The sequence below is a fragment of the Amycolatopsis sp. cmx-4-83 genome (assembly GCF_046548815.1).
Taxonomy (GTDB): domain Bacteria; phylum Actinomycetota; class Actinomycetes; order Mycobacteriales; family Pseudonocardiaceae; genus Amycolatopsis; species Amycolatopsis pretoriensis_A.
On sequence record NZ_JAEBEF010000001.1, the window covers coordinates 128,009 to 141,851 of the forward strand.

11 protein-coding genes and 2 tRNA genes are annotated in these 13,843 nt (G+C 70.9%); 10 read left to right on the forward strand and 3 right to left on the reverse strand.

Features of this window, described 5'->3' with window-relative positions; all coding sequences use genetic code 11:
- Positions 1-24 precede the first annotated feature (24 nt).
- The 8 genes from ACLJQM_RS00645 to ACLJQM_RS00680 all read left to right on the forward strand — a co-directional run bounded on the left by ACLJQM_RS00645 (position 25) and on the right by ACLJQM_RS00680 (position 7,253).
- Positions 25-654 carry a dienelactone hydrolase family protein gene (locus ACLJQM_RS00645; RefSeq protein WP_247015741.1) on the forward strand — a complete coding sequence of 210 codons (630 nt, stop codon included), beginning with the start codon at positions 25-27 and terminating at the stop codon, positions 652-654.
- Positions 655-739: 85 nt separating this feature from the next.
- Positions 740-2,719, forward strand: coding sequence for an acetoacetate--CoA ligase (locus tag ACLJQM_RS00650; protein ID WP_410629633.1), 1,980 nt, complete (start codon positions 740-742; stop codon positions 2,717-2,719).
- A gap of 37 nt (positions 2,720-2,756) precedes the next feature.
- On the forward strand, positions 2,757-4,472 hold the full coding sequence (locus ACLJQM_RS00655) for a phosphatidylglycerol lysyltransferase domain-containing protein (RefSeq protein ID WP_410629635.1): 1,716 nt from the start codon (positions 2,757-2,759) through the stop codon (positions 4,470-4,472).
- A 65-nt stretch (positions 4,473-4,537) separates the two neighbouring features.
- A tRNA-Ser gene (locus ACLJQM_RS00660) sits at positions 4,538-4,627 on the forward strand.
- Between the two features lie 46 nt (positions 4,628-4,673).
- Positions 4,674-4,747, forward strand: a tRNA-Arg gene (locus ACLJQM_RS00665).
- A 119-nt stretch (positions 4,748-4,866) separates the two neighbouring features.
- Entirely contained in the window at positions 4,867-5,505 is a 639-nt protein-coding gene (locus ACLJQM_RS00670) for a HEAT repeat domain-containing protein (RefSeq protein WP_410629637.1), read from the forward strand.
- Positions 5,499-6,494 carry a HEAT repeat domain-containing protein gene (locus ACLJQM_RS00675; RefSeq protein ID WP_410629639.1) on the forward strand — a complete coding sequence of 332 codons (996 nt, stop codon included), beginning with the start codon at positions 5,499-5,501 and terminating at the stop codon, positions 6,492-6,494. Before ACLJQM_RS00670 ends, ACLJQM_RS00675 begins: the two co-directional genes overlap by 7 nt.
- A 93-nt stretch (positions 6,495-6,587) precedes the next feature.
- Positions 6,588-7,253, forward strand: a complete 666-nt coding sequence (locus tag ACLJQM_RS00680) for a DUF4097 family beta strand repeat-containing protein (protein WP_410629641.1) — start codon at positions 6,588-6,590, stop codon at positions 7,251-7,253.
- A gap of 6 nt (positions 7,254-7,259) precedes the next feature.
- Here the strand turns inward: ACLJQM_RS00680 and ACLJQM_RS00685 are convergent, their stop codons facing one another.
- Positions 7,260-8,417: a hypothetical protein gene (locus ACLJQM_RS00685; protein ID WP_410629643.1), complete on the reverse strand. Its 1,158-nt coding sequence runs from the start codon at positions 8,415-8,417 to the stop codon at positions 7,260-7,262.
- 9 nt (positions 8,418-8,426) lie between these two features.
- On the reverse strand, positions 8,427-8,627 hold the full coding sequence (locus tag ACLJQM_RS00690; RefSeq protein ID WP_360767537.1) for a hypothetical protein: 201 nt from the start codon (positions 8,625-8,627) through the stop codon (positions 8,427-8,429).
- An 829-nt stretch (positions 8,628-9,456) separates the two neighbouring features.
- Between ACLJQM_RS00690 and ACLJQM_RS00695 the strand changes: the two genes are divergently transcribed.
- Entirely contained in the window at positions 9,457-11,088 is a 1,632-nt protein-coding gene (locus ACLJQM_RS00695; protein ID WP_247015725.1) for a glycosyl hydrolase family 18 protein, read from the forward strand.
- Positions 11,085-12,443 carry a cellulose binding domain-containing protein gene (locus tag ACLJQM_RS00700; RefSeq protein WP_410629646.1) on the forward strand — a complete coding sequence of 453 codons (1,359 nt, stop codon included), beginning with the start codon at positions 11,085-11,087 and terminating at the stop codon, positions 12,441-12,443. Before ACLJQM_RS00695 ends, ACLJQM_RS00700 begins: the two co-directional genes overlap by 4 nt.
- A 60-nt stretch (positions 12,444-12,503) precedes the next feature.
- Here ACLJQM_RS00700 and ACLJQM_RS00705 read toward each other — a convergent pair whose 3' ends face one another.
- Positions 12,504-13,805 carry an aspartate aminotransferase family protein gene (locus ACLJQM_RS00705; protein ID WP_247015721.1) on the reverse strand — a complete coding sequence of 434 codons (1,302 nt, stop codon included), beginning with the start codon at positions 13,803-13,805 and terminating at the stop codon, positions 12,504-12,506.
- Positions 13,806-13,843: the final 38 nt, after the last annotated feature.

Genomic DNA, 13,843 nt, shown 5'->3' on the forward strand with positions numbered 1-13,843 from the left:
ACCTCGAAGTGATTGAGTGACGCAATGACGTCGACCAGCACCGTGGACTACCAGCGCACCGACGGCCCCACCCTGCGCCTGACCTTCTCGGAACCCGAGGGGGCGCTACGCGGTGGCTTGGTGGTGCTGCACGAAGCGGACGGCGTCACCGACGGCGTGAAGCTGCTGCTCGCGAGCCTGGCCACGGAGGGGTGGCTGACCGTCACCCCGCACCTGGAGAACGACCGCCTCACCCAGCAGGACCTGCTCGACGCGACCGACCTGACCCTCGCCTGGCTCGTCGAGCGCGGCGTCCAGGGCGACCTCCTCGGCGTGATGGGCTTCGACCTCGGCGGCACCGCGGCACTGGTCGTGGCCTCGCACCGCAAGCTGGGCGCGGCCGTCAGCGTCGGCGGGCAGCAGTCCGCCGAACTGCCCGCGCTGGTCGAGATCGCCGGGAAGCTCACCAGCCCGTGGCTCGGCATGTACGGCGACGCCGGCGACGAGGCGGGCGGCGCCGAGGTCGAGCGGCTGCGCGACGCCGCCGCGTCGGCGAAGGTCGCCACGAACGTCGTGCACTACCCGGGCGCGAACCACCGCTTCGACGCCGATCCGGGTGCGGCCGCGGAAGCCTGGCAGCGCACGCTCAACTGGTTCGACGCGCACCTGCGGTAGGTGTGGGCGGCCGACACCCTCGCAGCACGCCGAGTGTCGGTTTCGACCACAGTGACTTCCCGATCCGAGGGATTAGGCTCGGGTCGTGACGCACACCGCCGACGCCCCCGAGGTCCTCTGGCGCCCCGAGCCGGGCCACGTTGCCGACACCAAGATCGAAGCCTTCCGCCAGTGGCTGCGCGCCGAGCGCGCGGTCGAGGTGGACGACTACCGCTCGCTGCACGAGTACTCCGTGGAGCGCGGCCCGGACTTCTGGGCGGCGGTCGCGGACTTCCTCGGCGTGCGCTGGCACGACCAGCCGGGTGACGTGCTCTCGGGCGGGATGCCGGACGCCGTCTGGTTCGAGGGCGGCACGCTGAACTACGCCGAACACGCGCTGACCCCGGGGGTCGCGGGCGCGGCCAAGGGCGACGCCGAGACGGCGGTGATCTTCCACCGCGAGGACGGCTTCGCGAGCCAGCTGACCTACGGCGAGCTGCGCGCGCAGGTCGCGGCGGCCCGTGCGGCGTTCCTCGAGCTCGGCGTCGGCAAGGGCGACCGGGTCGTCGCGCTGGCGCCGAACTGCCCGCAGACGCTGGTCGCGTTCCTCGCCGCGGCGAGCATCGGCGCGATCTGGTCGTCGTGCTCGCCGGACTTCGGCGTCCGCGCGGTCGCGGACCGGTTCGTGCAGATCGAGCCGAAGCTGTTCTTCGCCGTCAACGCCTACGCGTACAACGGCCGCCAGTTCGACATCCGCACGACGGTCGCCGACCTGAGGGCGAAGCTGCCGTCGCTGGCCGCGACCGTGCTCGTCGAGTACGTCGGCGAAGGCCGGCTGGACGGCACCCACGACTGGGCGGAGCTGCTCGCGAAGCACGAGGGCGCGCCGCTGCTGTTCGAGCCGGTCGAGTTCGCGCACCCGCTGTGGGTGCTCTACTCCTCGGGCACCACGGGCCTGCCGAAGGGGATCGTGCACGGCCACGGCGGCATCACCCTCGAGCACCTCAAGGCCCTCGCGCTGCAGACGGACCTCGGGCCGGGCGACCGGTTCTTCTGGTTCAGCACCACCGGCTGGATGATGTGGAACTTCCTCGTCTCCGGCCTGCTGGTCGGCACGACGATCGTGCTCTACGACGGCAGCCCGGGCTACCCGGACCTGAACGCGCTCTGGCACCTGGCCGAGCAGCACCGCGTCACGTACTTCGGGACGTCGGCGCCGTTCATCCAGAGCTGCCTGAAGGCGGGCGTCAAACCGGCCGGGCGCTACGACCTGACGGCGTTGCGCGCGCTGGGCTCCACCGGCGCGCCGCTGAGCGTCGAGGGCTTCCGGTGGATCGTGGACGAGGTCGGGAACAAGGTCCAGATCTGCTCGGTCTCCGGCGGCACCGACCTGTGCGCGGCGTTCGTCGCGTCCGCTCCCGACGTCCCGGTCTGGCTGGGCGAGCTGTCCTGCCCGGCGCTGGGTGCCGCGGTCAACGCGTTCGACGAGGCCGGCAACGCCGTCGTCGAGGAGGTCGGCGAGCTGGTCATCACGAAGCCGATGCCGTCGATGCCGGTGTTCTTCTGGAACGACCCGGACGGCTCGCGCCTGCATGAGGCGTACTTCGAGATGTACCCGGGGTTGTGGCGCCACGGCGACTGGATCCGGATGACGAACCGCGGCTCGGCGGTCATCTACGGCCGCAGCGACTCGACGCTCAACCGCGGCGGCGTCCGGATGGGCACGGCGGAGTTCTACCGGGTCGTCGAGGGCTACGACGAGATCGCGGATTCCCTGGTCGTGGACACCTCGGCGGCCGGCAACGAGGACGGGCAGCTGATCTGCTTCGTCGTCCTCGCCGACGGTGTCGAACTCGAAGCGATCGAGCCACGGCTCAAGAAGGAGCTCCGCAGCGCACTGTCACCACGCCATGTACCCGATCGGTTCGTGGTGGTTTCCGAGATACCTCGTACCTTGAACGGTAAGAAGTGCGAGGTACCGGTGAAGAAGATCCTCGCCGGTGTGGCTCCCGACCGGGCCGTCAGCCGCGATGCGCTGGCCAACCCGGCGGCGCTGACGCCGTTCGTGGAGCTCGCCGGGGGGTAGATGGGGGAAGCATGATCGGCCGCAACGGGTTGCACAGGTGGTGACGGGGACACGCGCGCAGACCACCTGGCGGGTGGCGGGGGCCACCACCGTGGGGGTGATCACCTGGGTGACCCGGCTGGCCGGACTGATGACGCTCGTGTCGGTCCTGGTCCCGGCCGGGCGCCGGAACCTGCGCGGGCGGCTGTCGGAATGGCTGGAGCTGCCGCAGGAGGCGACGGTCGCGGCGGCGACCGTGGCGTTGGTCACGGGCGTGCTGCTGGTGCTGCTGGCCGCCGGACTGCGGCGGCGCAAGCGCCGGGCCTGGCAGCTCGCGGTCGGCGCGACGGTGCTGCTCACGGTGTCGCACCTCGGGCTGCGGCACGTCTTCGGCGCCGGGCTGGTGTCGGTCGTGCTGCTGGTGGGCCTGATCGCGAGCCGGCGCTACTTCGTGGCGAAGCCGGACCCGGTGGTCGGGCGCTGGCGCGCGGTGCGCGTGTTCCTGCAGCTGGTGCTGGCCGGGTTCGTGATCAACGTCATCCTGCTGTCGGTGGCCTCGCACGCGGTGCTGGAGCCGATGAGCTTCCCGGACCGGCTGGCGGAGGCCGCGCTCGCGCTCGTCGGCGCCAGCGGGCCCGCGGTGTTCCACCAGATGTGGCTGGAGGACCTGACCGCCGCCGTCGGCCTGCTGTTCGGCCTGGCCGCGGTCCTGGTCTCGGCGTACTTCCTGCTGCGCTCGGCCGAGCCCGCGCCGAGGCTGAGCGACGAGGAGGTCGCCCGCCTGCGCAAGCTGCTGGACGAGCACGGCGAACGGGACTCCCTGGGCTACTTCGCGTTGCGGCGGGACAAGTTCGCGGTGTTCTCGCGCACGGGCAAGGCGGCGGTCACCTACCGCGTGATCGCCGGGGTCGCGCTGTGTTCGGCGGACCCGCTGGGCGACCACGAGGCCTGGCCGGGCGCGATCGAGGAGTACCTCGAGGTGTGCCGCACGGGCGGCTGGGTCCCGGCGGCGATGGGCGTTTCGGAGCTGGGCGCGACCGTCTGGGCCCGCTTTGGCCTGGAGGTGCTGGAGATCGGCGACGAAGCCGTCGTCGACGTCGACGGCTTCACCCTGGACGGCCGCACCATGCGCGGCGTCCGCCAGGCGGCGGCCCGCACGAAGCGCGCGGGCTACAAGGTGCTGGTGCGGCGAGCCGAAGACCTGCGCTTCGGCGAACTGGACGAGCTGGCGACGCTGGCCGCGAACTGGCGCGGCACGGACACCGAGCGCGGCTTCTCGATGGCCTTGGGCCGCATGGGCGACCCGACGTCGGTCCTGGTGACGGCTGAACAGGGCGGCCGGGTCCGCGGCGTCCTCCAGTTCGTCCCGTGGGGCGCGACGGGCTTGTCGCTCGACGTGATGCGCCGCGACCGCACGGCCGACAACGGCGTCAACGAGCTGATGATCTCGGAACTCCTCCTGGCCGCCGGCCGCCACGGCGTCACGCAGGTGTCCCTGAACTTCGCGGCGTTCCGCGCCCTGATGGAACAGGGCCAGCGCATCGGCGCGGGCCCGGCCGCGAAGACGGCGGCGAAGGTCCTGCACTTCTTCTCGCGCTGGATCCAGATCGAAACGCTGTACCGCTTCAACGCGAAGTTCCAGCCGCGCTGGGTCCCGCGGTACCTGGTCTACCCAGGCGTCCGCGAACTGCCGCGCGTCGGCATCGCGACGTTCGAGGCGGAAGGCCTCGGCGGACGCTCTCCGCGCCTGCTCAGGCTGCTGCGTCGCGCCTGAGGGGGGTGCCTTTCCGGGGTGATCGGGGGGTGTGTAACCTATCTGAGCAGTGGTCGTTGGGCCCAGGAGGCTTCGCCTAGTCTGGTCTATGGCGCCGCACTGCTAATGCGGTTGGGGGTAACCCCCCCTCCCGGGTTCAAATCCCGGAGCCTCCGCTGGCACCCGGTTCGCCGGGTGCTAGGTTAGAGAACAACTGAACACGCGCCCGTAGCTCAGCTGGATAGAGCATCTGACTACGGATCAGAAGGTCAGGGGTTCGAATCCCTTCGGGCGCACGTCTGGTTGAGACAGCGAAAAGGCCCCCTCGCAAGAGGGGGTCTTTTTTCTATTTCCGCGAACTTGCTTGACCTTCACACTGTGACAACCTCTTCACTGCGGGGAGGAGGTGGTCACCATGGACCCGAAACAGCTGAGCGCCGCGAACTCGTCGGCGCGGCTGCAGGCCGCGCTCGTCGCCGGCACGCAGGCGGACCCGGCACTGGCCGGCGCGCTCGTCGCCCGGTGCGCCGTCGAGCCGGACTTCTTCGTGCGGGACATGCTCACCTGGGCGCTCACCCGCCTCCCGGTCGGCGTCACCGTGCCGAAGCTGCTCGGGGAGCTGCGGTCCGGTGTGCCGCAGGCCCGGAGCCAGGCGCTGCACACGCTTTCCAAGATCGGCGACCGCTCGGCGTGGCCGTCGATCACGCGGGCGTTGTTGCACGACGCCGACGAAGAGGTCGCGCGGAGTGCGTGGCGGGCCGCCGTCGTGCTCGTGCCCGCCGATGAGCGGGAGGAACTCGCGGTGGACCTGGCCGCGCAGCTCGGCCGCGGGGACCGGGCCATGCGGCTGAGCCTCAGCCGGGCGCTCGCCGAGCTCGGGGACGAGGCGGCGCTCGGGCCCGGACTGGCCAGCCTGGACCCGGCGGTGCGGGCGCACGCCCGGGCCACGCGGCGGCTGCTGCGCGACCCGGACGCCGGGTTCGACCTCGGTGTCGACGAGGCGAAGCGGATCGTCGCGCTCGGGCCGGAACGCGCCGGGGAAACGGCGTGCTGATCGGTGAGGTGGCCCGCCGGTCCGGGGTGAGTTCGCGGATGCTGCGGCACTACGACTCCCTCGGGCTGGTGCGGCCGACCGGGCGCACGGTCGGCGGTTACCGCGAATACTCCGAAGCGGACATCCGCCGGATCTTCCACGTGGAAGGCCTGCGCTCGCTGGGGTTGTCGCTGCGGCAGGTCGGCCGCGCGCTCGCGGACCCCGCCTTCACACCGTCCACTTTGGTCGGTGACCTGGTCCGGCGGACCGAAGAACGGCTGAAGCGGGACCAGGAACTCCTCGACCGGCTCCGGGCGATCGACGCGTCGGCGCCCTTCGGCTGGGAGGGCGTCCTGCGCGTCGTCGAACTCCTGCACGGCCTGGATTCGCCCAGTCCCGCGAGCCGGCAGCAGGCTGTCCTGGCGCCGGCCGACGACGAGCCGCTGCCCGCCGAGCTGCTGGTCAAGGCCGTCCTCGCCGAACGCGACCCGAACGTCGCCGGCGCCCTGCGGTGGGCGCTGGCGCGGGCGGGCGGTGACGGCTTGGCGGGCGTGGCGGCCGGGGCCCGTTCGCCCGACGCCGACGTCCGGCGCCGCGCGGTGCTGGCGGTCGCTTCGCTGCCCGGCGACGAAGCGACCGCGGTGCTCACCGGCGCGCTCGACGACCCGGACCCGGACGTGCGCCGGCGCGCGGCCCTGGCCGCCGGGCGGCGCGGCGTGACGGCCGCCGTGCCGGTGCTCGTCGGCATGGTGGCCGAGGGCACGAACGACGTCGAGGCGTCCGAGGTGCTCGGAACGCTGTCGCTGGACCCCGCCTGCGGCGAACGGATCCTGGCCGCGCTGGCCGTCGAGCTCGCCGCGGCGCCCGCCGTCCGGATCCGCCTGGCGCAGGCCCTCGCCGAGCTGCCGGGCGCCGGCGCGCGGGACCTCCTCGGGCGGCTGGCCGGCGACGAGGACCCGACGGTCGCCCTCGTCGCCTCGGCCCTCCTCGATGCGCGGCCCGCTGACTGAGCCGCGTCAGCGCGGTGGCCACGCGGTGTCAGCGCCACCGGCGATCGTGGTTCTCACACCGAAGAGAACCCGATCGCTCAGGAGACCACCGCCATGACCACGTTCCCCACCCCCGCCCCGATTTCCGCCGTCCTGACCGTCCCCGCCGGACGCATCCGGTTCGTCGCCGCCGACCGGGCCGACACCACGGTCGAGATCCGCCCCGCGGACGCGGCCAAGAGCCGCGACGCGAAGGCCGCGGAGCAGACCACCGTCGACTACGGCGACGGCGTCCTGCGGATCGCGGTCCCGGCGAAGAACCAATACTTCGGCCCGTCCGGCGCGATCGACGTGACGGTCGGCCTGCCCGCGGGTTCCCGCGTCGAGCTGACGGCCGCCGGCACCGAGTTCCTGGCGGTCGGCCGCCTCGGCGACGTCGTCGTCAAGACCGAGCAGGGCTCGATCGACCTCGACGAAGCCACCACGGCGCACCTCACCACCCGCGACGGCGACATCTCGCTCGGCCGCCTGACCGGCGACGCGCGGCTCCGCACGAGCAAGGGCGACATCCGCGTCATCGAAGCCACCAGCGGCACGGTGGTCCTGCGCACCGAGGCGGGCGACGTCGAGATCGGCGCCGCGGCGGGGGTGCCGGCCGCGTTGGACGCGGGCACGTCCCAGGGCCGCATCCACAACTCCCTGAAGAACGGCGATGGGGCACCCCGGCTGACGATCCACGCGACCACCGCGGTCGGCGACATCACCGCGCGCGGCCTTTGAACCCGTTCACTGATCGCCGATGCTGTCCTCCCACGTGACGTCGACCGCGCAGTCGTTCCCGGCGTCGACGCGGGTGAGCTTGACGGCGACCATGGTGACCGCGGGGTCGAGCTGGATGCCGAACGTCGTGCTGTCGGCCGTCGAGCCCAGGTAGCCGCGGGTGACGACGGTGCCGGCGGCCACGACGGACCAGGACACGATCGCGCCGAGGCAGCCCGGGCCGCGGGTCAGCTTCTTGCCGAGCACGCGGCCGCCCAGCGCGTCGCCGGTGAACGTCGTGGTGACGTCGGCGGTGCGGCCCAGCTTGCTCCACGTCCACCCGGAGTGCTGGCCCGCGCCGCACACCGGCGTGATCGTGCAGTTTTCGGTCACCGGGGTGCCGGTCACCGGCTTCAGCGACTGTCCGGTCCACCCGGTGCCCGAGTTAAGGAGCAGGATCGCGGCGACCGCAACGCAAGCGGCCACGACGAGTCCGACGGGGACGAAGAGCCACCGGGGACGCCGGCGGGCGGGTCCGGCCCGCTCCGGCTCGGCGCGGGTGCCGGCTGCGAGCTCCTCCGTGTAGTCGCTCCGCTGGTCCGGGAATCCGGGCGCGGCTTCGAACTCGTCGATCCAGGACGCGGTCCGGAAGACGCCGTCGGCGTCGATGACGGTCGGCGTGTCGTCGCCCGGGGACCGGACCGGGCCGAACCCCTTCAGGAGCTCCGGCACCGCGTCGCCGCGCACGCGTGCCGGGGGACCGGTGAGCGGCTGGTCGTCCTCATCGGCGGAGACGGGCGGTTCGACGGCCCGCTGCTTCCGTTTCCGCTCCTCGGCGCGCTGCTGTTCCCGTTGCTGCAGGAGCCGGACCCCCGGCTCGTGGTACAGCGTCACCGTGCGCTGCACCGCGCTGGGCCGCGTTTCGTAGGCGCTGACGATGACGGTCAGCAGCTCCTTGAGCTGGTTGACCTTCGGCAGTTTCTCCCCGCGCAGCAACTGGTAGGCGCGGGTGCGGGAAACGGCGGTCCGGGGGTAGCGCTTGGCCCAGTTCTGCGCCGTCTGGTTGTGGTTGAGGGCGGCGTGGATCTGCAGTTTCCGCAGGACCCGCATGTAGTCGGCTTCGGTTCTCGCAGTGCTGAATTCCTCTTCGTCGGGGAAATCGGTCGTGGAGGTGAGTTCGTCCATCGGTCCGCCTCACTTGGCGAGGCGGGCGGCGGTCGTGCCGAGCGCGACCGCGTAACCCACGCTCGCGCCACCGGGATTGCCCAGCATCGTCATCACGACGCTGAACACCATCAGCAGCACCAGGAACAGGGCACCCGGCCAGATTCTCCCCGGGGCCGGCCCGCCTTTGCGTGACAGCAAGTCGAACGTGGAGGGGTGGGTGAAGTGCATCAGCTTCCTTTCGGCGTGGCCTAGGCGAGCAATGACAACCGCTTCGGCCGAAGTGCCCAACGCGTGGTTGCAGCCACTGGGGAAAAGCCGGCCGAAGCGGGATTGCGGTCACTCTATGACGCCGTGCGCTCCGATGGGAGCTACTCAGCGTGCCACATTGTGCACCGGCTTGATCCACGCCGTTTCCGGCCGCGCGGGCCGCGGCCGCCGGCGTGCACGAATGTGCAGTTTCCACCGCCGGGAACGGGGTGCACAGGGCGCCGTCCACCCCCGGCGGCCGCGGGTGCACAAGGAGCCGCGGCGACGATCCCCGGATCCCCCGGCCTGCGGTTCTGCCGCCGGGAGCTGGTGCACCGTTGTGCGAGTGAGATGCACAACGCGTGCACAAACTTGCCCTGAGCTGGGGTTTTGACTGATAGTGGTGCTTGACCCGGTAGGCGGCGAAGATCGTCCCGCGAGGACGGCCGCGCCGCGGGTCACCCCGGGACGGCGTCTGGCCTAGGCGAGCGACCGGATCCAGGCGGTGCGCGTGGCTGTTGCAGCGGCGGCGCGTACCGCCTACGGCCTGGAAGGCCCCTCTCACTCTTCGTGCCCTCCGTGTTGACGGACCGCGTTCGTGTCGCGTGCACGTCGACTATCCGTAACTGGACTGGACCACTGAACACGCCGATGACTCGACTGGTCACCCTCCGTCGAGCACGGTACGTAGTTGTTCTTCCATAATTGGTCTGGACCACGTACCGTCTTCGCAAACGGCGCAAAACACCGGCCTGGTCCCCGCCGTCGGTGTTGGTGTCCGCCGCCGAAGCACCTGGCTCAAGGGAGAGCAATGTCCAGAAAGAGATGGCACCTCCTCGGTCTGTTCACCGCGGTCGGCGCGATCGCGGTCGGTCTCGTCACCGTGCCGGCGAGCGCCGCCGGTGGCGTGGGCGCGAGCTTCACCAAGGGGTCCGACTGGGGCTCCGGGTACGAAGGCAAGTACACGATCAGCAACGGCTCCGGCGCGACGCTGCCCAGCTGGACGGTCGAGTTCGACCTCCCGTCCGGTGCGAAGATCGCCTCCCTCTGGGACGGCAGCTACACCGCGTCCGGCCAGCACGTCACCGTCAAGAACGGCTGGAACGGCAACGTCGGCAACGGCTCGACCGCCAGCTTCGGCTTCAACGTCAGCTACTCCGGCACCTACTCGGCGCCCACCGGCTGCAAGCTCAACGGCGGTTCCTGCGACGCCGGCGGTGGCAACCCGACCACCACGCCGACGACCCCGACGCAGCCGACCACCAACCCCACCACCCCGACCACGCCCACCACCCCGCCGACGACGACCACGCCGCCGCAGCCGGGCGGGCTGAAGAACGTCGGCTACTTCGTGCAGTGGGGCGTCTACGGGCGCAACTACCACGTCAAGAACATCGAGACTTCGGGTTCGGCGAACAAGCTGACCCACATCAACTACGCGTTCGGCAACGTCAAGAACGGGCAGTGCACCGCCAACGACGACCCGTACGCCGACTACCAGAAGACCTACGACGCCGCGGGCAGCGTGGACGGCGTCGCCGACACCTGGGACCAGCCGGTCGCGGGCAACTTCAACCAGCTGCGCAAGCTGAAGAAGCTGCACCCGGGCCTCAAGATCATCTGGTCGTTCGGCGGCTGGACCTACTCCGGCGGCTTCGGCCAGGCCTCGCAGAACGCGGCCGCGTTCGCGCAGTCCTGCTACAACCTGCTCAAGGACCCGCGCTGGGCGGACATCTGGGACGGCATCGACATCGACTGGGAGTACCCCAACGCGTGCGGCCTCTCCTGTGACACCAGCGGTGCCGCGGCCTACAAGAACCTGATGGGCGCGCTGCGGACGAAGTTCGGCTCGTCGTTCCTCATCACCTCGGCGATCACCGCCGACGGCAGCAACGGCGGCAAGCTCGACGTCGCCGACTACGGCGGCGCCGCGCAGTACGTCGACTGGTACAACGTGATGACCTACGACTACTTCGGCGCGTGGGCGGCGCAGGGCCCGACGGCCCCGCACTCGCCGCTGACCAACTTCAACGGCATCCCCACGCAGGGCTTCTACTCCGACGCGGCGATCCAGAAGCTGAAGAGCAAGGGCGTCCCGTCGAGCAAGCTGCTGCTGGGCATCGGCTTCTACGGCCGCGGCTGGACCGGCGTCACGCAGGACGCCCCGGGTGGCACCGCGACCGGCGCCGCGCCCGGGACGTACGAGGCCGGCATCGAGGACTACAAGGTCCTCAAGAACACTTGCCCGTCGACCGGCACCTTCGCCGGCACCGCGTACGCGAAGTGCGGCAGCAACTGGTGGAGCTACGACACCCCCGCGACCATCGGCGGGAAGATGTCCTACGCCAAGCAGCAGGGTCTCGGCGGCGCCTTCTTCTGGGAGCTGACCGGGGACACCACGGGCGGCGAGCTCATCACCGCGATGAAGAACGGCCTGTCGTGACCCGCCGGTGGTTGCCCGCGCTCGGGCTGGCGGCCGCGGCCGCCACGATCGGCGCGATGTTCGTGATCGCCCCGGCGAACGCGGCGGGCGGGGTGTCCGCGACCTTCACCAAGGGCTCCGACTGGGGTACCGGGTACGAAGGCAAGTACACGATCGCCAACGGCTCGGGCTCGGCGTTGCCGGGCTGGACCGTCGAGTTCGACCTCCCGAGCGGCGCGAAGATCGCGTCGCTGTGGGACGGCAGCTACACCGCGTCCGGCCAGCACGTCACGGTGAAGAACTCGTGGAACGGCAACGTCGGCAACGGCGGTAGCGCGAGCTTCGGCTTCAACGTGACGTACGCGGGTTCGTACACGGCGCCGTCGAACTGCAAGCTGAACGGCGGTTCGTGCTCCGCCGGGGGCACACCCCCGACCACGACCCCGCCGACAACGCCGCCTGTGACGACGACCCCGCCCACGACCACGCCGCCGCCGGGCACCGGTGGCAAGGGCGCGCCCTACCTGTACATGGGCTGGGGCAACCCGCCGAACCCGCAGACGGTGATGAACGCGACCGGGGTCAAGTGGTTCACCATGGCGTTCATCAACGCCTCCGGTGGCTGCAACCCGGCGTGGGACAGCAGCCGTCCGCTTTCGGGCAGCGCGGACGCGAACGCGATCGCGCAGATCAAGGCAGCGGGCGGCCAGGTCGTCCCGTCGTTCGGCGGCTGGAGCGGCAACAAGCTGGGCCCGAACTGCTCGACGCCGGCCGCGCTGGCGGGTGCGTACCAGCAGGTGATCAACGCGTACGGGCTGAAGGCGATCGACATCGACATCGAGAACTCCGACGAGTTCGAGAACGAGGCCGTGCAGGACCGGATCCTGGGCGCGCTGAAGATCGTCAAGCAGAACAACCCGGGCGTGCAGACCATCCTGACGTTCGGCACGTCGACGACCGGCCCCAACTTCTACGGGAACCGGCTCATCGACCAGTCGAAGGCCCTCGGCGCGAACGTGGACGTCTACACGATCATGCCGTTCGACTTCGGCGGCGGCTCGAACATGTACCAGAGCACGGTGAACGCGGCGAACGGCTTGCGCGACAAGCTGAAGTCGACGTTCGGGTGGAGCGACGCCACGGCGTACGGCCACCTCGGCATCTCGGGCATGAACGGCCTGTCGGACCAGCAGGAGCTCACCGATCTCCCGACCTGGACCCAGATCACGAACTGGGCCAAGACGAACAAGATCGGGCGCCTGGCGTTCTGGTCGGTCAACCGCGACCGCGGCTGCCCGGGCGGCGGCGTCCAGGCGGCGTGCAGCGGCATCGCCCAGAACGACTGGGACTTCACGAAGGTGACGGCGGGCTTCTGACGCCGTCGTGAACGAGGCCTCCTTGCCGGCTCCCCGGGCCGGCAAGGAGGCCTTCGCCGTTCAGAGGGTCTTGACGGCGTCCCCGATCGCCTGGTCGAGGATCGACACCCCCAGGGAAATCTCCTCTTCGGACGCCGTCAGCGGCGGGGCGATCCGGAACACCCCGCCCATCCCCGGCAGCTGCACGATGTTCATGTGCAGCCCGAGTTCGAGGCACCGGCTCGTGACGCGGGCGCCCAGCTCGTCCGAACTCCGCTTGGTTTCCCGGTCCACCACCAGTTCCAGCCCGGCCAGCAGGCCGCGGCCGCGGATGTCGCCGATCACCTCGTGGCGGGACGCGAGCTCCTCGAGTCCCCGGCGCAGCACCCCGCCCAGCTCGAGCGCCCGTGCGTCGAGGCGGTCGCGGGCCAGCACGTCCAAGACCGTGTTGCCGACCGCCGCCGGGAGCGGGTCCGAGACGTGCGTGGTGAAGAAGAGGAAGCCGCGGTCGTGCGCCTCCCGCTCGATCTCCGCGCTCGTCAGCACCGCGGCCAGCGGCAGGCCCGCGCCGAGGGTCTTGGACAGCGTCAGGATGTCGGGGACGACGCCGTCGCGCTCGAACGCGTACCAGTCGCCGGTGCGGCAGAGGCCCGTCTGGGCTTCGTCGAGGATCAGCAGCATGCCGCGTTCACGGCACTTCCCGGCCAGCGCGGCGAAGTAGCCGGGCGGCGGCTCGATGATGCCGCCGGAGCTCAGGATCGGCTCGGCCAGGAACGCGGCCAGGCTGCCGACCGACTGCGCGTCGATCAGCTCGAAGCCGAAGTCCAGCTGCCGCCGCCAGTCCAGGTTGCCGTCGGCGTCGGTGAAGTCCGGGCGGTAGGAGTCGGGCGCGGGGATGGCGAAGTTGCCGGGGGCGGCGGGGCCGTACCCGCGACGGCCGGCGCTGTACGTCGCGCTCGCCGCGGCCTGGGTCATGCCGTGCCACGAACGCGCGAACGAGACGATCTCGTGCTTGCCGGTGACGAGCTTCGCCATCCGGACGGCGGCCTCGTTCGACTCGGCGCCGGTGGTCAGCAGCAACGCCTTCTCCAGCGGCGCCGGCAACGTCTCGGCGAGGCGCCGCGCGAGGTCGACGACCGGGCGGCTCAGCATGCCGCTGAACAGGTGGTCCAGCTTCGCGACCTGCCGCCGGACGGTCTCGACGATCTCCGGGTGCGAGTGCCCGAGGATCGCGCTCATCTGGCCGGACGTGAAGTCGAGGAGGCGGCGGCCGTCTTCGGTGAAGACGAAGCTGCCCTCGGCGTGGTCGATGATTTCGCGGGTGAACGTGCCGCCGTACCGCACGAGGTGCCGGTCGGCGTCGTCCCAGAAGGGTGCGGCCATGGCTTCGACGGTAGGTCCGCGCCGAGCGTCACGTCCAT